The following is a 17,598-nucleotide window of genomic DNA, read 5'->3' as shown; positions in this document are numbered from 1 at the left end:
TCAATTGAGACACTGATAACGCTTGTTGTTTAACAGCAAGTCGATGGAGGTAAGCGTACTTTCTCTGCCTAACGCCACCGTGGCATGAACCTGAAAACGCAGCTGCAGCGGGTCGCCGGAATTGGGTAGTGACTCAACATCCACCCGCTTTACTCGCGGCTCAAAACGCTCGATGCACTGACGAATGGCGTGCTGGATATTGAGTTCCAGATCCAGCACGCCAATGGTGGCGTCATTGAAATCAAGTAGGCCCAGATCAGGCGCGCAGGGGCTATTGCCAGGATGGCTATTGAGCAATTCAACCAAGTGGCGTTTGATCGACTCGACTACCTCTACCAACTGCGCCTCTTCTTCAAGAGGCGCGGATTGATGGGATGTAGCAAGGCGCTCAAACAACCGACTACTTAACAAACCGCTACGGTCAGTTGCCATGACTCCGCCAGCCCTTTATTCCTTGTCGAGACGTCCGACCAATGACAGCTCAAAGTTTGCCCCCATGTATTTGAAATGCGGACGTACCGACATGGAGACCTGATACCAGCCTGGTTCACCCTCAACATCGGATACTTGGATGGAGGCGGCGCGCAGGGGACGACGGCTGCGCACGTCTGCCGGCGGGTTTTCCTGATCGGCTACATACTGACGAATCCAGGCATTGAGCTCTCGTTCCAGATCCTGACGCTCTTTCCAGGAGCCAATCTGCTCGCGCTGCAGCACTTTGACGTAGTGCGCCAGGCGATTGATGATGAACATGTAAGGAAGCTGAGTACCCAGCTTGAAGTTTGTTTCTGCCGCCTTGCCTTCAGCGGTATTGGGAAACACCTTCGGCTTTTGCACGGAGTTAGCGGAGAAGAACGCCGCGTTGTCACTACCCTTACGCATGGTCAGCGAGATAAAGCCCTCTTCGGCCATCTCGAACTCACGCCGGTCGGTAATCAGGACTTCCGTTGGAATCTTGGCCTGCAGCTGACCAAAGGCCTCATAGGTGTGAACCGGCAAATTTTCTACGGCACCGCCACTTTGTGGGCCAATAATATTCGGGCACCAGCGGTATTTAGCGAAGCTGTCCGTTAAGCGCTCGGCCAATAGGTAAGAGGTGTTGCCCCACAGATAATGCTCGTGATCTTCACTAACGGTTTCGCGGTAGTTGAAGGTTTTAACAGGGTTTTCAATGGGGTCGTAGGGCGTGCGAAGCAGAAAACGTGGAGCCGTCAGCCCCAGATAGCGTGCGTCATCTGATTCGCGCAGGCTGCGCCAGCGGGCGTATTTCGGGCCTTCGAAAATCGCCTTGAAATCCTTGATATTGGGTAATTCTTCGAAACTGTCAATACCAAAGAAAGAAGGTGCAACCGACGACATGAAGGGCGCATGAGCCATCGCACCGACCGCGGCGGAGTATTGCAGAAGCTTCATATCCGGGGTTGAGGGCGTGAAATCGTAGTGCCCGATAATACCGGCAACAGGCTCACCGCCAAACTGGCCATAACCCGCATTGTAGACGTGGTGATAAAGGCCGCTCTGGCTGATTTCCGGGGCAAACTCGAAATCATCAAGCAGCTCTTGCTTGGTCGCGTGCAAAACGTCCAGCTTGATATTTTCACGAAAATCGGTGCGATCAACGAGAAGTTTCAAACCTCGCCAGGCAGACTCCAACTGCTGAAATTCGCTTTCGTGCAGAATCTCATCAACTTGGTGACTAATCTTGCGGTCAAGTTCAACAATCATGCTATCAACAAGCGACTTGTTGACCTTGGGCGCTTCGTCGTTGCTGTTCAAAAGCTCCGCTATAAAAGCTGCCACGCCCTGTTTGGCAACGTCATACCCTTCATCCGCTGGCGCCATTCGCGTTTGCGCCATCACCTGATCCAGAAGCGAGCCTTCCGCTGCTTCAGTTACTGTCGCTTGTTGCTTAGCCGTTTTACTCATCGCTGTGCCTCGAAATCGTTTTGCCGTTTGATAGATGCGCTACTTGCGATAAACCGTTATTCGCTCTTGCGATCTGTATCTAGCAACTCCAACTCGTTTAACAGCTGCTGACGAGCATCATCGTTCTCAAGGAGCTTCTGCAAACGGTCACGAAATGCCGGGACATTGCCTAGCGGCCCCTTCAGAGCTACAAGTGCTTCACGCAACTCAACCAGCTTGCGCAGCTCGGGAACTTGTTTAGCGATGGCATCCGGAGAGAAGTCGTCCAGCGACTTGAACGTCAAATCAACAGGCATATCGGATGGCTCTTCGCTATCATCCAAACGATTAGGCACCGCTGTATTAAGTGTCAGTCCCGCTTCACGCATTACAGACTGGAAGTTATTTTTATCAACTGAAACAGCCTGGCGCTCTTCAATAGGAGTTTCTTCTTCACCCCCTTTAAAATCGCCAACAACCAACAGTTTTAACGGAAGTTCAGTATCAGCCTGCTGGCCATCAGTTGCTGGCACATACTTGATGTTAATGCGCTCTTTTGGCGCAACGGTCCCTTGCTTAGCCATGTTACTCCGCCCTGAAAGAGGTTTTCAAAATGTAACAGCGAATAATTCTTAATCAAACAAAGGTAACGAAATAAGCATGAAATCTCTACTTACACCTTTAAATTGAGACAACACTTTGCACTAAGGAATCGTCATTTCCTCTGCATTTTCAGCGATCTTAAAAACAGATAAACATATAATTAATTATACTTTATAAAAATCAGTTGATTTGTAAGAAATATCTTACAAAAACTGTCGTCAATCTCTTAACAAAACTGTCCTTTTTTACGTACAAATCGCAAGGAAGGAAATACACTTCAATTAAATAAACATGAGGGTAAGCAAGGCAATAACTACAATTTATTCTAATTAAAAAAACACATTATTTACTTTTAAATACAGAATGTATCATTCAATAAAAGGAAGCCGCACTATTTTTATTTAATACTCAAAGCAAGCAATTTATTGCCAGCGAAGCAACAACTTGCTTTATAACAAGCAACTCATTGCCTAATTATGATTAAATTAATTTCTGGATAATCCACAAACTGTTGAATTAAAATAAATTAATACATTTGGCATAAGATTTGCCTTATATACTCGTGTCCGTTGGACATTAATGACTTTTTCGTCAAGGAGCAGACCATGCCAACACCATGTTATATCAGCATTGAAGGCCAGACTCAGGGCAACATCACTGCCGGCGCGTTCACCCCTGATTCCGTAGGCAACATCTACGTTGAAGGCCATGAAGATGAAATGCTGGTACAAGAGTTCAAGCACGTCGTCACCGTGCCGACCGACCCGCAGTCAGGCCAGCCTTCCGGCCAGCGTGCTCATAAGCCGTTTGTCTTTACGGTCGCCCTGAACAAGGCCGTGCCGCTGATGTACAACGCACTCGCCTCTGGTGAAATGCTGCCGAACGTTGCGCTGAAATGGTACCGCACCTCCGTTGAAGGTAAGCAGGAGCACTTCTTCACCACTACGCTGACCGATGCCACTATCGTGGATATCAACCTGCGCATGCCGCACGCTCAGGACATCAACAAGGCTGAGTTTACCCAGCTGATGGACGTTTCTCTGGCGTACCGCAAGATTGATTGGGAACACACCGTTGCTGGCACTTCTGGCTCGGACGACTGGCGCGCACCCATCGAAGGCTAAGCCTTTTTTGATGCTCGCATTAAAAAACCCCTTCCAGCTGAGCTGGGAGGGGTTTTTAGTGGGTAATACTTAAAGGCTCTATATAAAGCGCCCAAGCCCTACAGCACTGCGCAGCCTATCCATGGTAATAGCCGCTTCTTCACGCGCGCGTTGAGCGCCTTTTTGCAGCACGCTTTCGATATAGGCGGGGTCTTCCATCAACGCATTGTAGCGCTCACGCGGGGCGGCCAGGTGTGCGTTGAGATAGTCAAAGACCTGGTTTTTGGCATCCCCCCAGCCAATACCCTCTGCGTACTGCTCACGCATGGCCGCGGTTTCACTTTCGCTGGCAAACGCCGAATAAATTTGAAATAACGTACAGGTATCCGGGTCTTTGGGCTCACCTGGCTCCAGGGAGTTGGTCTTGATCTTGCGCACCAACTTCTGCAGTTTTTTCTCAGGCGAAAATAGCGGAATGGTGTTGTTATAGCTTTTGGACATCTTGCGCCCATCCAATCCCTTCAACACCTCGCCCTTCTCACTCACCACGGCTTCTGGCAGGGTAAAGTACTGGCCTTTATAAAGGTGATTGAAACGCCCCGCCATATCACGCGCCATTTCGATATGCTGAATCTGATCGCGCCCGACAGGTACTTTATTGGCGTTGAACATCAGAATATCGGCAGCCATCAGCACCGGATAGCCGAACAGCCCCATGGTAATCCCTTTATCGGCGTCCTGATCGCCCGCCTCTTCATTCTCTGCAACGGCTGCCTTATAGGCGTGAGCCCGGTTCATCAACCCCTTGGCGCATACGCAAGAGAGCATCCAGGAAAGTTCCTGAACTTCAATCAAATCAGACTGGCGGTAAAAAATCGCGTTGTCGGTATCCAGTCCCAATGCCAGCCAGGTGGCCGCGATCTCCAAGCGCGATTCCTGCACGCGCTTGGGATCCTGGCACTTGATCAGCGCGTGGTAATCGGCCAGAAAATAGAACGACTGCACGTTAGGATCCTGGCTTGCTTCAATAGCCGGCTTGATGGCCCCGACATAGTTACCTAAATGCGGCGTACCAGTAGTGGTAATACCCGTCAGGACGCGGGTTTTAGCAGTTTGACTCATTGTATTCAGGCTCTTGGGCAAATAATCCTATGATAACGCGCCACCTATCGCGTGGCGAATAGCATCAGTGAAAGCTGTTCAGATGCCAGCGAGGCTCAGCATCCATTTGAACAAACACCAGCTGCGCCTGGGATGGGGTATCCGACTGAGTGCCAGCCTGGCCATGGCGGCTCACCGTAACGGCCATACGTTTGCTATCAAGCTTCTTGATAGCAACGGCAAGGCTATTTGCCTGTGGGTTACCGTCAGCAGTCTTTTGAGTAAACGGTAAATGGCTTGAAAGTACTTCAAGCGTGCCCGCGCCAAGCAATTCAGCTAACTGCTTTTCTTGAAGTTGATAATGATCGCCACTACCTAGAACCTCTGACAACCGGGTAAAAAGTGCGTCCCGCTGAGTGGTGTGGTGATGGCTTGCCACGGCGACTAGCAAGCTCTCCTCCACCATTTGCGCCTGTACATAGGCACGAAAATTACCCGCTAAACGCTCGTCCACCAACGCGGACCGCATGCTCGCCACACCCACCAGCAGCGCTGCGGATAGAAGCCCCATCACGATCACCAACGCAGCGCCCTGTTGATGCTTCATAATCCATCATCCGGGAGGGCGAGATTGGTTATCTGATCACGCTGCATGACGTGCCATGAAAAGGAACGCTGGCTATCGCCTGCAAACGTGAGCGTGACGTGGTGAAGCCCCGCAATACCCTGGGCATCTTTATCGAAAAGCGTAATGGCCGAGCACTTATTACTACCTTTATAAAGCCCTTCAATCAGCGGCTGACTGTCTCGGCGCAAGGCGCAGGTGGCATCGTCTACCAGTGAGTCGTTGATCTCATAAAGATGCCCCTGGCCCCGGCGAATATCCCGCGTGAGCGTCTGGGCGGCAAAGATCAGCGCCTCTTGCTGGCGGCTTAGCGTATCCACACGTTCAAAGGTGGTAAACGTGGTCAATAACAGCTGCCCGGCTCCCAGAATGATGATGGTGCCAATCGCCATGGCAACCATCAACTCAACCAGGGTAAAGCCAGCTTGGCGCCTGTAAAGCACTAGGTTTCCTCCCACGCCGGCAGGGTAAACATGTAGTCGAAGCGCTCCTCAGTATCTTCTGAGGCACGCGCTTTAACCACGATAGTAACCGTCAACTGGCAGCTGTCATGTATTACAGCGCGACTAATAGTACCTGCGGCATTACCAAGCGGCGCATGGGCATCTTCAAGCCACTGCGCTTGCCAATCACGCTCCAATGCTGTCAGGTCAATACGCTGACAACTTTGCGCAGTTGAAAGCCGCGCCCAGGCGCGCTCTTGAGCATCAATCGCTGCCAAGCTGGCTACTGAACGCTGAAAACCAGCGGCGGCGCCCTGCAGTGACGTCAACTGCATTGCCGCGATGCCTATCAGCCCAAACGCCAACAGCACCAGTGCTATCAGCGCCTCTACCAGCGAAAACCCCGCCTGGCGCGGCATCTACCAGCAGGCCTCGGGCAAACGCTCCCCACGACTATCAAGCGTTATGGCGCTTTCACAGCCATCATCCTGCGCCGAGGAGGCGCTTATCAGGTAGGTATGTGCCGTAATTTCTGTGGGAGTAATGGTGTAGCGCCGGTCTGGCGACTCGCGCGTAATGGTGCACTCATGGTAGGCAAAGGTACGGGTATGGCAGCGTTCCAGCTCAGCGGCCGCCTTCAAGAGCCCCGCATGGGCATCGGTACGCATGGACGATTGGAGTTGACGGGTAAAACTGGGGTACGCCATGGCAGCTAGCAGGCCAAGAATGGCCAACACCACCACTAACTCAATCAGTGTAAAGCCGCGCTGGCCACCTACCGGGTAGCCAGCGCGTAACGGGACGGGGTAAACCAAAAACGCCAAATGGGGCTCCTGTCTCAGCCACCCATACGTATTGAGTATGTCAGAAACCGATACGCAGCATCAGCTGCTAACAATTACCTGCTCGCGAAGCTCTTTAGGCATGGAGAAGGTAATGTTCTCTTCCCGGCCAAGCAATTCTTCAGGCACGGCGGCCCCCAAGGATTGCAGCTTGGCAACTACTCCTTTTACCAGCACCTCGGGGGCACTAGCACCCGCGGTAACGCCGATACGGCCTACACTTTCAAGCCAGGCAGCCTCAATTTGATCAGCGTTATCGATCAAGTAGGCTGGCGTGCCCATCCGCTCTGATAGCTCGCGCAGGCGGTTGGAGTTGGAGCTATTGGGGCTTCCCACCACGAGTACTAGATCGCTGTCAGCGGCCAGCTCGCGCACCGCGTCCTGACGATTTTGCGTGGCATAGCAAATATCGTCCTTGCGAGGCCCGCTGATCTCGGGGAATTTCTCGCGCAGCGCGTCGATCACTTTGGCTGTGTCATCCATCGACAGCGTCGTCTGGGTGACAAACGCCAGCTTCGAAGGATCGTTGACCGCCAGATTGGCGACGTCTTGCTCGTCCTCCACCAGGTAGATATGCCCACCATGCGAAGTATCATAGCGCCCCATGGTGCCTTCTACTTCCGGGTGGCCCGCGTGCCCGATCAGCACGCACTCATGGCCTCGCTTGGCGTAACGCAGGACTTCCAAATGTACCTTGGTGACCAGCGGGCAGGTGGCATCAAACACTTTCAGCCCACGCCGTTCAGCATCAGCCTGCACGGCCTGGGAGACACCGTGAGCCGAGAAGATAACGATCACGTCATCCGGCACTTCGTCGAGTTCTTCAACAAAGACAGCCCCGCGCTCGCGCAGGGTTTCCACCACAAAGCGGTTATGCACTACCTCATGGCGGACATAGATGGGCGGCCCGAATACATCCAGTGCCCGGTTGACGATATCGATAGCGCGATCCACGCCGGCACAAAAACCACGCGGATTGGCCAATTTGATCTGTATGGGCTGTGCTTGCGTCGATTGCATAATAGCGCCTTGATGCGTAGCCGCATCGTTGATGAACAGTAAACCAGAATAACTAATAGATTAGTGCGTGTAGATTAGTGCGTGGTGACAGGTTTGACGTCGAGTACTTCAACCTCAAAGGTCAGCGTACGCCCTGCCAACGGATGATTGAAGTCTACTTCAACCCGGTCGCCCTCGATGGTTTTGACCACGCCGGGCAGTTCCGTTCCCGCCTTATCGGCAAATGACATGACCATTCCCTGCTCGGGCGCTTCGTCACCAAAATCTGACCGTTTCAACGTCTGAATATTCTGCGGGTTGTGCTGGCCAAACGCATGCTCAGGGGTTATTTGAAACGACCCGTTTTGGCCCGCAGCCATGCCTTTAATGGGATGCTCAAAGCCCGGGGGCAAATTGCCATCGCCATACTGAAAGGTAGCCGGTGCCTTTTCCTTGGTTGAATCCACCACCGTGCCATCTTCAAGTTTCAAGGTGAAGTGTAGGGTCACTTCCATCCCGTCATCAATCAGGTAATCACTCATTACGCTGCTCGCTATATGGTTACGCCCTGGCTTAACCCAACCAAGGCTTGGCCAGACATTGACCTGATGGAGTCTTGTCTGACCTAAACAGTTTTTAAGCCGTCGTCCGATGGGCCTTTCTGCGCCGCCGGTCACCCATGATGGACTCCCAAATCAAGCCGATGGCTCCCAGGGTAATCGCGATATCCGCCACGTTAAAGGCCGGGTAATACCAGCCTGCCACATGAAACGACAGGAAATCGACCACATAGCCGTGCACCAGGCGGTCATAAAGATTACCCAGCGCCCCGCCGATAATCAGCGGCAGAGAAATGGCCAGCACCTTCTCATCGGCCCTGATGCGCGAAAGCCAGATGGTTAAGCCTACGCTCGCTCCAATCGCAATCAGCGCAAAAAACCAGCGCTGCCAGCCAGGGTGGGTGGCCAGAAAGCTGAAGGCCGCGCCGGTGTTGTGCATTAACGTCAGGTTAAAAAACGGCAGCACTTCCACCGGTTGCAGGTAACCCAACTGGCTGCTGGCAAGCGCCTTGGTAGCCAAATCCAGCACGATAACGGCGACCGCCACCCACAGCCAGCGCAGCGGCTGCCGCATGGGCGGCCAGGCGCTGGAAGAAGAGACGGGCTCCTTGGACTCAGGCATAGCGACGCACCTCACCCGGGCCATCCGGCAGATTAAGAATCGAGCGCTCGCACAGCGTAGGATGCTCAGGATGCGTGCCTACGTCCGGGCGACGCTCCCAGCTGCGCTCGCACTTATCAAACGTACTGGCCACAACCGCTACCTTGAGTCCTTCAAGCTCGCTATAGGCAGATGCCTCGGCATCCGCAAGCGGCTTGAGAGTCGCTTCAGAAGTGATCAGCACAAAGCGCAGCTCGTCGCCCAGTCGTGACAGCAACGCATTGAGTTCGTCGCTGACGTAAAGGGTGACTTCGCTATCCAGCGAGCCTTTGATTGCGCCTTCACTGCGTGCTTCTTCCAGGCGCTTATTCACCGCCTGTTTGACCTCTAGTACGGCCTCCCAGTACTCGCGCCCCATCTCGGCGTCGGCATCAAGGGGCTTCAGGCCGGTATAGTAGGTTTCCAGCAGCACGCTATCGCCACGCTCGCCCGGGATATGCTCGTAGATCTCCTCCGCGGTGAAAGAGAGGATCGGTGCGACCCAGCGGGATAGCGCCTCGACAACGTGATAGAGCGCGCTCTGACAGCTGCGGCGTGCCAGTGAATCAGGCTGAGTGGTGTACTGGCGATCTTTGATGATATCCAGGTAGAAGCCACCCAGGTCACGCGCGCAGAAGGTATGCACCTGCTGGTAAACGTCCAGGAAGCGGTATTCGTCGTACGCTTTCTGAATGCGCTCCTGCAGCTGCAGCGCACGGTCAACGACCCAACGATCCAGAGCGATCATATCTTCGAAAGCTACCATATCGCGCGCCGGGTCAAAGCCGTTCAGGTTGCCCAGAAGGAAACGCGACGTGTTACGAATACGCCGGTACACATCCGCCGTGCGCTTGAGGATCTCATCAGACACGGCCATTTCATTGGAGTAATCGGTCGAGGCCACCCAAAGACGCAGAATATCCGCACCCAGCTTGTCCATCACCGACTGCGGCGCGACGACGTTACCCAGCGATTTGGACTGCTTGCGGCCTTGTGAATCAACGGTAAAACCGTGAGTCAGCAGCTGACGATATGGCGCATGGCCGTCAATTGCCGAGCCGGTCAGCAGCGACGAGTGGAACCAGCCGCGGTGCTGGTCCGAGCCCTCCAGGTACAGGTCAGCGCGCGGGCCGCTTTCGTGGCCATGGGGATGCGAGCCGCGCAGCACGTGGCGGTGCGTGGTGCCGGAGTCAAACCAGACATCCAGCGTATCGGTCACTTTGTCGTAGTCGGCCGCTTCAGCACCCAGCAGATCAAAGGCATCCAGGTTAAACCAGGCGTCAATGCCCTGCTCCTCTACGCGCTTGGCGACTTCTTCCATCAGCTCAATAGTGCGCGGATGCAGCTCGCCAGTTTGCTTGTGCAGGAAGAAGGGAATCGGCACGCCCCAGTTACGCTGGCGCGAGATACACCAATCAGGGCGATTGGCGATCATGCTATGCAGACGCGCCTGGCCCCAGGCGGGCGTGAACTGCGTCGCTTCAATGCCTTCCAGAGCGCGCTCGCGCAGGGTCTTGCCATCTTTACCCTGAATATCCATGCCGACGAACCACTGGGCTGTCGCGCGGTAGATCACCGGCGTCTTGTGGCGCCAGCAATGCATGTAGCTGTGCACGATGGGCTTATGTGCCATCAGTGCACCCACTTCGGCAAGCTTTTCGATGATGTTGGGGTTGGCCTTCCAGATCATCTGGCCGCCAAAGGACGGTAGGTCATCGACATACACGCCGTTGCCCTGTACCGGGTTCAGCATGTCATCAAAGCTCATGTCGTGGGCGCGGCAGGTATTGAAGTCGTCCAGGCCGTAAGAAGGCGCCGAGTGAACGATACCCGTGCTGCCCACTTCCGACTCGACATAATCAGCCAGATACACCGGCGACAGCCGCTCATAGAACGGATGGCGGAAATTGATCAGATCGAGCTTCTCGCCTTGGGTGGTGGCGATAACCTCACCCTCTAGGCCAAAGCGTTCCAGGCAGCTTTCTACCAGCTCTTCGGCCAGCAGCAATAGGCGCTCACCGGTATCCACCAACGCGTAGGTAAATTCGGGATGAACGTTAAGCGCCTGGTTGGCGGGAATGGTCCAGGGCGTGGTGGTCCAGATCACGACGGCCGCGGGCTTGGGCAGTTCGCTCAGGCCAAACGCGGCGGCAAGCTTGTCGGCATCTTCCACCGGGAAGGCGACATCAATCGCATCGGACTTCTTGTCCTGATACTCGACTTCCGCTTCGGCCAGGGCCGAGCCACAGTCAAAGCACCAGTTGACCGGCTTCAGACCTTTGAAGACGTAACCCGCTTCCACCATATCGGCCAGGGCGCGAATCTCACCCGCTTCATTGGCGTAGTCCATAGTGCGGTAAGGGTGATTCCAGTCGCCAATGATCCCCAGACGCACAAAGTCGGCCAGCTGTGTTTCGACCTGGGCACCCGCGTACTCGCGGCACAACTCGCGCGCTTTTTGCGGTGCCAGGTGTTTACCGTGGGTCGTTTCCACCTTGTGCTCGATGGGCAGACCGTGGCAGTCCCAACCCGGCACGTAAGGCGCATCAAAGCCCGCCAGGTTTTTCGATTTAACGATAATATCTTTTAAAATTTTATTAACGGCATGACCAATATGGATACTGCCGTTGGCGTAGGGAGGGCCATCGTGCAGTACAAACAGCGGTGCGCCCGCCCGCGCTTCGCGCAGACGCTGGTACAGGTTCATATCCTGCCAGCGGGAAACGCGCCCCGGCTCCTGCTTGGGCAACATGCCACGCATGGGAAAGTCGGTTTCAGGCAAGTTTAGCGTGTGCTTATAGTCCATGGTTCGGTCAGCCGTTGTTAGCATCGGCAGCGTCATCCGCCGAAGAAGGATCAGAAGAAATTGTCTTGGAAACCCGCCCAAGCGGGGCCGAGGCCAGCGGTAGCGCATTGTTACGGTCAGTCACTGCTGTCGCAAAATAGCGATGCGCCTGGCCTTGGTCGCGCTCAATTTGCGCTTTTAGCGCATCAAAGTTGTCGAATTTCACTTCACCCCGTAGCCGTGCACAGGGAAATACCGTCATGCGCTGGCCGTAGAGGTCTCCCTGAAAATCAAACAGGTGGACCTCAAGGGTTGGCCGCTTGGCGCCAACCGTTGGGCGAAAGCCGATGTTGCCAACGCCCTGGTAACGCTGGCCGTTTTCAAGCGCTACCTCAACGGCGTACACGCCGCGCAGCGTTAACGGCTGGGGTAACAGCGGCAGGTTCGCAGTAGGCACACCAATGGTGCGGCCCAGCTGCTGGTCACGTACCACGCGTCCGGCAATCGAATATGCCCGCCCTAACAGGGTGGCCGCCGCTGCAAAATTGCCGCTGGCAAGCAAGGTACGCACGCGCGAACTGGACACCCGCTCGCCTTCAACCGTGAAGGTGCGGGTATGCTCTACCCCGAAGCCGCACTTCTCGCCCACGGCCGCCAGTAGCGCAAAATCGCCCTGCCGGTCGCAGCCAAAGCGAAAGTCATCGCCAACCACCAGGTGTTTGACGTTCAGCCCCTCGACCAGCACCTGATCGATAAATTCACGGCCGGTTAGGCTTCGAAGCGCATTGTTGAAAGGCAGGCACACCACCTGCTCCGCCCCATGCTGGCCCAGCAGGCGAACCTTTTCGCGCAGGCGCGTCAATCGCGGCGGGGCTTGGTCACCCGCAAAATATTCGCGCGGCTGGGGCTCGAACACCACGACGCTTAGCGGCACGTTCAGGCGTGCGGCGTGCTCGCGACACTGCTGCAAGATCGCCTGATGGCCACGATGCACACCATCAAAATTACCGATGGTGGCCACGCAGCCCTGATTGACCGCTGCCAGATTGTGCAGACCTCGAATGACGCGCATGGCACCTCAGCCGTTGATAATTTGCAACGCCTACGCCTTGTAAGGCTTAGACGAGCGTAAAAACTCCTGATTATAGCGAACCCGCCGCACTAAATGTCTAACTCTATGCATATCAACGTACAGATTTAACTCTGCATTTTGAAATGCCGTGGCCGCAGGCCAAGCGCTGCCAGCCAGATAAAGTAAAGCGCGCCCCCTAAACCGACCAGCCCGGCGACCCAGCCAACCCGCTGCCACAGGCTAAATGCCAGCCATGTCTGCCACTCAGGCGACACCGCATAAAGGCCAGCCGTCATCAAAGCGCTTCCTCCTAGCAGCTGTACCGCATAACGGCCCCAGCCGGGCTGAAAGACCAGAACGCCCTGCTTGTGTAATAGATACCCCAGCAGCCCGGCATTCAAGAACGCTGAAAGCGCGGTCGCAAGCGCCAAGCCAGCGTGGGCAAGCGGCCAGATCAAGATCAGGTTGAATACCATATTGGCCACCATGGCGATAATTCCCACTTTCACTGGCGTTTTCGTGTCCTGACGGGCAAAAAAGCCGGGGGCCAGTACCTTGATCAACATGAATGCCACCAGGCCAAATGCATAGGCACGCAGACTCATGGCGGCCATCTGGATATCGGTGTCGGTCATCGCGCCGTAGTGAAACAGGGTAATCAACAAAGGCTCCGCCAGCACCGCCAGTGCCAGCGCGGCAGGTAAGCCAAGCAGCAGCACCACGCGCAGCGCCCAGTCGAGCATCGCGGCAAAGTGATCCTGGGACTGCTCGGCATGGCGCCGGGATAACGCAGGTAAGATTACCGTACCAATCGCTATGCCAAACACGCCAAGGGGCAGCTCGACCAGCCGGTCAGAGTAATAAAGCCAGGAGACGCTACCTGCCGTAAGCAGGGAAGCCAAGACGGTATCCAGCAACAGATTGATCTGCGAAACCGACACCCCGAACAGCGCGGGCGCCATCAGCTTCAAGATACGCTTGACGCCTTCATGAGCGAAATTGGGCCACGGCTTCGGCATTAACCCTAGGCGCATTAAAAACGGCACCTGAAAAGCCAGCTGGGCCACGCCTGCAATCATGACGCCCCAGGCCAGCGCCATGGCCGGCTCATCCATTATCGGCGTCAAGAACATCGCCGCGCCAATCAGAGAAAGGTTAAGCAACACTGGTGTAAAGGCAGGCACCGCAAAACGGTTCCAGGTATTCAGCACGCTACCCGAAAAGGCGGTTAACGAGATGAGCAGCAAATACGGAAACGTGAGGCGCAGCATATCGGCGGTCATGGCAAGCTTTTCCGGGTCGCTGCCAAAACCAGGCGCAAACACCCAAATAAGCCACGGCGCGCACAGCATCGCCAAGGCGGTAATCAGCGCAAGCAAGGCGGTCAGGCTGCCCGCCACCGCGTTTAAAAGCTCGCGTATTTCCTGCTTGCTGCGCTTAGAAGAGTATTCAGAAAGCACCGGCACAAAAGCCTGGTTGAACGCCCCTTCAGCAAACAACCGACGCAGAAAGTTGGGTATTTTAAATGCCACAAAAAAAGCGTCTGCGCCGTCACTGGCCCCCAACAGGGTTGCCACCACCACATCACGCACCAGCCCCATGACACGCGAAAGCATCGTCATGACGCTGACCACCAGCCCTGAGCGCATTAGCCCACGGCCAGGCGGGGCGATTGTCTCAGAGGAGGGTTGATTTGGAGGCGTGGTTGAGGTCATCGCTTGTATCCATTCACGCGGGCAGGTAATACCCAGTAACCTTCGTCAAAAACCATGTCAGGAAAAACCATCAGACACAAAAAAACCGGCCGCAGCCGGTTTTTTATGGCGCCTGCCGGCTTACGCCGCCAGAGCCTTAATACGCTTGTTCAAACGGCTTTTCAGACGCGCCGCTTTCTTCTTGGAAAGCACGTCTTTATCAGCAATACGGTCAACGACCGGCTGCATCACCTTGAACTCTTCCATCGCCTTGCCGTGGTCGCCGGTGCTGATCGCTTTGATCACACGCTTGATGTAGGTGCGGACCATGCTGCGCTGGCTGGCTTTCAGGACGCGACGAGTCTCGGCCTGGCGGGCGCGCTTGCGTGCTTGCTTGCTGTTCGCCACAGGTATCTCCTTGGAGAATAAAGGTTGCCGCTAATTCGGCAACGGATTAACTATGTGTTCGCCGCTGATATGTTCACTCATAAAGGTGCCCAACACGCGGCTTCCGTAACAACCAATTGATTTGACAAGCAATTAAGCTTAATCAAATAGTGTGACCGGCAGTCAATTTAGCTGCCCGCCCACGGGTCTTGTCTGAGAGGATGGCGTAGTCTATCACGCGCAAAGCCCCCTTGCTAGCGCGTCATGAAGCACGCTTCAAGCTTTTTATGGCACCGTTTGCCCAGTAGGCGCGAGTATTTTACGTAAAAAGCGCTGGGTACGTGGATCTTTCGGTGCGGTAAACAGCTCTTCTGGCGGCGCCTGTTCAATAATCTGCCCTTCATCCATGAAGACCACGCGGTCCGCCACGTCTCGGGCAAACTGCATTTCATGGGTGACGATGATCATGGTCTGCTGCTCAGCCGCTAGCTGCTTCATCAGATTCAAGACTTCTTCCACCCACTGGGGGTCCAGGGATGACGTCGGCTCGTCAAATAGAATTACCTCAGCGTTAGCGGCCATGGCGCGGCCAATACCAATGCGCTGCTGCTGGCCACCGGAAAGTGCCGCCGGGTAAGCATCACTTTTATCGGCCAGGCCGATGCGCTTGAGAATCTCCCTGGCGCGGGCGTGGGCCTTTTCCTTGGGCATCTTATCCACCACGATCATGCCCTCGCTGATGTTCTGAAGCGCCGTCTTATTGGCAAACAGCCCATAATTCTGGAAAACAAACGCCGTCCGCCGACGCAGCTTCAGAATATCCTCCCGGGTGCCGTGTTGGGCATCCACGCGTAAATCACCTACGGTAATCCGGCCAGATTCGGGGCGTTCTAAAAAATTGATGCACCGCAAAAGCGTTGATTTGCCCGTGCCGGAAGGGCCAATAATGACGATGATCTCGCCCCGCTCAAGCTGTAAATCGATGTCGGCAAACACGTTCTGCTTGCCAAAGCGCTTGGTAACCGCCTCAAGGGAAATCATCGTTGGTACGCCCTGTTCAGGTAAACCTCCAAACGCCGCTGCCCCCAGGAGAGCAACTCCACCACCACCCAATAGATAATTGCGACCAATAAAAACGCTTCAAGGTACAAGAAGCTGCTGGAAGCCTCTTTTTGTGTCGCCCCCATTAGCTCGGTGACGCCCAGCGTAAAGGCCAGCGAGGTCGCCTTGATCATATCGATGAAGTAGTTCATTAATGTGGGCGTAGCCACGCGTGTCGCCTGAGGCAGGATAATGCGCCGCATTAGCTGGGATTGGGTCATGCCAATGGAGAGCGCCGCTTCCGTCTGGCTGCGGTCGATCCCCACAATCGCCGCGCGAATCGACTCGGCCATATATGCCGAGAAATGCAGTGTCAGCCCCAGCACGGCCGCCGTGACACCGTTAATTGACACTAGCGCCTCCACCAGTTGAGGCAGGCCGTAATAGAACAGAAAAAGCTGAACCAGCAGCGGCGTACCGCGAAAAAACGAGATAAATAGCAAGGAGAAGCCGTTCAACAGCGGCACGCGGGACACGCGAATCACGGCCAATAGACAGGCGAGCACCAGCGCAAACAGCATGGCAATGGTGGCCATTTCAAGCGTCAGTGGCAGGTAACTCAGCAGGACCGGCAACAGCTCCCACATGTATTCCAAGTTTAGCATGGCAGTTTCGCTTATAAGCAAACGGCCGTGGGTTAACCACGGCCGAGTTCAATACACAGACTTCAGGTTATAGCGTAGCGCTATTCCGGCTGCTGGGTGATATCCGTATCAAACCACTTCTCTGAAATTTCACGCAGCGTACCGTTATCGCGAAGTTCTGCTAGCGCTTCATCGACGCGGTCACGCTGGGCGTTGCCCGCTTCGTCATCACGAAACGGTAGTGCATTTTCAATCACTGTAAACGGCTGACCAGCAAGCTCCAGCGGCAGACCACGCTCCTTGATGACCTGTGTGGCACTTACCCGATCCATGATAAAGGCATTGGTACGGCCTAGCGCTACATCCTGCTCCACGTTGGATTCATAGGTGCGGATATCGATCTCATCGGCATTAGGCAGCTCGCGTAACAGCTGCTCATAGTTGGACCCCAGGTTAACAGCTACGGTTTTACCGGAAAGATCTTCAACGCCATGAATAGTGTCGTTACCGGCCCGCACAACGACCTGGGCGCCGTCATACACATAAGGCGCGGTGAACACGTATTTGGCTTCGCGCTCGGGGGTAATGGTGATCTGGTTGGCAATGGTATCGATGCGCCCTGAATCTAAAAGGCCAGCCAACCCGGAAAAGCTGGCCGTCACGAATTCAATATCGTCGCCGGTTACTTCACCCACCGCGTTCATGACATCGACTTCGAAACCTTTAAGTTCATCGCGCTCGACAAAGGTAAACGGAAAATAGCCGCCGGACATACCGACCCGCAGGGTATCCGCCTGGGCCTGCGCAGCTGCCAAACCGCTGACAACGCTTAATGAAAGCGCGGCGACTAATGCATTTAAACGGCGTGATCGTGTCATCTATTGGCATCCTCATCGGCAAAGAGTAGCTGCCCTTCTAGGGCAAAAGCTGAGCAGGCGCTAAACGTTAGCGTATCCGCTATGCATGCATAATAAACACAAAAAAGAATATTAAAAATAGTTTTTATGCATCATGGTTATTAAAAACGGCGTAATACGCTTCAAGCTTATAGAGGCATACGAATGCCCTTGATCACAAAGTGTAGACATAGATGAACGAGCGCGTTAGCCAGGGAGGGCAATTAACCAGCCTAACCACCGGTAATATTTTTAAAC

General features: G+C 54.7%; 19 protein-coding genes. 1 reads left to right on the top strand and 18 read right to left on the bottom strand.

Features of this window, described 5'->3' with window-relative positions; all coding sequences use genetic code 11:
• The 3 genes from tssE to tssB are packed head-to-tail and all read right to left on the bottom strand — an operon-like array spanning nucleotide 1 to nucleotide 2,489.
• Entirely contained in the window at nucleotides 1–432 is a 432-nt protein-coding gene (gene tssE / locus ELY25_RS04840; protein ID WP_126950160.1) for a type VI secretion system baseplate subunit TssE, read from the bottom strand.
• 15 nt (nucleotides 433–447) lie between these two features.
• Entirely contained in the window at nucleotides 448–1,926 is a 1,479-nt protein-coding gene (gene tssC / locus ELY25_RS04835; RefSeq protein WP_126950159.1) for a type VI secretion system contractile sheath large subunit, read from the bottom strand.
• A gap of 56 nt (nucleotides 1,927–1,982) precedes the next feature.
• A complete protein-coding gene (gene tssB / locus ELY25_RS04830) occupies nucleotides 1,983–2,489 on the bottom strand; it encodes a type VI secretion system contractile sheath small subunit (RefSeq protein WP_126950158.1) in 507 nt (168 codons plus the stop codon).
• Between the two features lie 624 nt (nucleotides 2,490–3,113).
• Here tssB and ELY25_RS04825 point away from each other — a divergent pair.
• On the top strand, nucleotides 3,114–3,632 hold the full coding sequence (locus ELY25_RS04825; protein WP_126950157.1) for an Hcp family type VI secretion system effector: 519 nt from the start codon (nucleotides 3,114–3,116) through the stop codon (nucleotides 3,630–3,632).
• A gap of 78 nt (nucleotides 3,633–3,710) precedes the next feature.
• Here the strand turns inward: ELY25_RS04825 and ELY25_RS04820 are convergent, their stop codons facing one another.
• From ELY25_RS04820 to ELY25_RS04750, 15 genes are all read right to left on the bottom strand, one after another.
• The gene (locus ELY25_RS04820; protein WP_126950156.1) at nucleotides 3,711–4,733 is read right to left on the bottom strand and encodes a tryptophan--tRNA ligase; all 1,023 of its coding nucleotides are present in this window, start codon (nucleotides 4,731–4,733) and stop codon (nucleotides 3,711–3,713) included.
• 64 nt (nucleotides 4,734–4,797) lie between these two features.
• Nucleotides 4,798–5,319, bottom strand: coding sequence for a pilus assembly PilX family protein (locus ELY25_RS04815; protein ID WP_126950155.1), 522 nt, complete (start codon nucleotides 5,317–5,319; stop codon nucleotides 4,798–4,800).
• Complete coding sequence (locus ELY25_RS04810; protein ID WP_236995648.1) at nucleotides 5,316–5,780, bottom strand: PilW family protein; 465 nt, start codon at nucleotides 5,778–5,780, stop codon at nucleotides 5,316–5,318. The genes ELY25_RS04815 and ELY25_RS04810 overlap by 4 nt, the downstream gene beginning before the upstream one ends.
• Nucleotides 5,780–6,199 carry a type IV pilus modification PilV family protein gene (locus tag ELY25_RS04805; protein WP_126950154.1) on the bottom strand — a complete coding sequence of 140 codons (420 nt, stop codon included), beginning with the start codon at nucleotides 6,197–6,199 and terminating at the stop codon, nucleotides 5,780–5,782. Before ELY25_RS04805 ends, ELY25_RS04810 begins: the two co-directional genes overlap by 1 nt.
• Nucleotides 6,200–6,604, bottom strand: coding sequence for a type IV pilin protein (locus tag ELY25_RS04800; protein ID WP_236995647.1), 405 nt, complete (start codon nucleotides 6,602–6,604; stop codon nucleotides 6,200–6,202).
• 60 nt (nucleotides 6,605–6,664) lie between these two features.
• Nucleotides 6,665–7,642: a 4-hydroxy-3-methylbut-2-enyl diphosphate reductase gene (gene ispH, locus ELY25_RS04795; RefSeq protein ID WP_126950153.1), complete on the bottom strand. Its 978-nt coding sequence runs from the start codon at nucleotides 7,640–7,642 to the stop codon at nucleotides 6,665–6,667.
• Nucleotides 7,643–7,716: 74 nt separating this feature from the next.
• A complete protein-coding gene (gene fkpB / locus ELY25_RS04790; RefSeq protein ID WP_126950152.1) occupies nucleotides 7,717–8,163 on the bottom strand; it encodes an FKBP-type peptidyl-prolyl cis-trans isomerase in 447 nt (148 codons plus the stop codon).
• A gap of 94 nt (nucleotides 8,164–8,257) precedes the next feature.
• On the bottom strand, nucleotides 8,258–8,803 hold the full coding sequence (gene lspA / locus ELY25_RS04785) for a signal peptidase II (RefSeq protein ID WP_126950151.1): 546 nt from the start codon (nucleotides 8,801–8,803) through the stop codon (nucleotides 8,258–8,260).
• Nucleotides 8,796–11,627: an isoleucine--tRNA ligase gene (gene ileS / locus ELY25_RS04780; protein WP_185856302.1), complete on the bottom strand. Its 2,832-nt coding sequence runs from the start codon at nucleotides 11,625–11,627 to the stop codon at nucleotides 8,796–8,798. The genes lspA and ileS overlap by 8 nt, the downstream gene beginning before the upstream one ends.
• Nucleotides 11,628–11,634: 7 nt before the next feature.
• Nucleotides 11,635–12,678 carry a bifunctional riboflavin kinase/FAD synthetase gene (gene ribF / locus ELY25_RS04775; protein WP_126950149.1) on the bottom strand — a complete coding sequence of 348 codons (1,044 nt, stop codon included), beginning with the start codon at nucleotides 12,676–12,678 and terminating at the stop codon, nucleotides 11,635–11,637.
• A gap of 125 nt (nucleotides 12,679–12,803) precedes the next feature.
• Nucleotides 12,804–14,393: a murein biosynthesis integral membrane protein MurJ gene (gene murJ, locus ELY25_RS04770; protein WP_126950148.1), complete on the bottom strand. Its 1,590-nt coding sequence runs from the start codon at nucleotides 14,391–14,393 to the stop codon at nucleotides 12,804–12,806.
• Nucleotides 14,394–14,513: 120 nt separating this feature from the next.
• Nucleotides 14,514–14,780, bottom strand: a complete 267-nt coding sequence (rpsT, locus tag ELY25_RS04765) for a 30S ribosomal protein S20 (RefSeq protein WP_126950147.1) — start codon at nucleotides 14,778–14,780, stop codon at nucleotides 14,514–14,516.
• 264 nt (nucleotides 14,781–15,044) lie between these two features.
• On the bottom strand, nucleotides 15,045–15,800 hold the full coding sequence (locus ELY25_RS04760; RefSeq protein WP_126950146.1) for an amino acid ABC transporter ATP-binding protein: 756 nt from the start codon (nucleotides 15,798–15,800) through the stop codon (nucleotides 15,045–15,047).
• A complete protein-coding gene (locus tag ELY25_RS04755) occupies nucleotides 15,797–16,465 on the bottom strand; it encodes an amino acid ABC transporter permease (RefSeq protein ID WP_126950145.1) in 669 nt (222 codons plus the stop codon). The genes ELY25_RS04760 and ELY25_RS04755 overlap by 4 nt, the downstream gene beginning before the upstream one ends.
• Before the next feature lie 80 nt (nucleotides 16,466–16,545).
• The gene (locus ELY25_RS04750) at nucleotides 16,546–17,322 is read right to left on the bottom strand and encodes an amino acid ABC transporter substrate-binding protein (protein WP_126950144.1); all 777 of its coding nucleotides are present in this window, start codon (nucleotides 17,320–17,322) and stop codon (nucleotides 16,546–16,548) included.
• Nucleotides 17,323–17,598 lie beyond the last annotated feature (276 nt).

It is taken from the genome of Vreelandella populi, assembly GCF_003989825.1.
GTDB lineage: Bacteria > Pseudomonadota > Gammaproteobacteria > Pseudomonadales > Halomonadaceae > Vreelandella > Vreelandella populi.
Note: the sequence above shows the minus strand (reverse complement) of the source record. Positions and strands in the feature narration are given on the sequence as shown.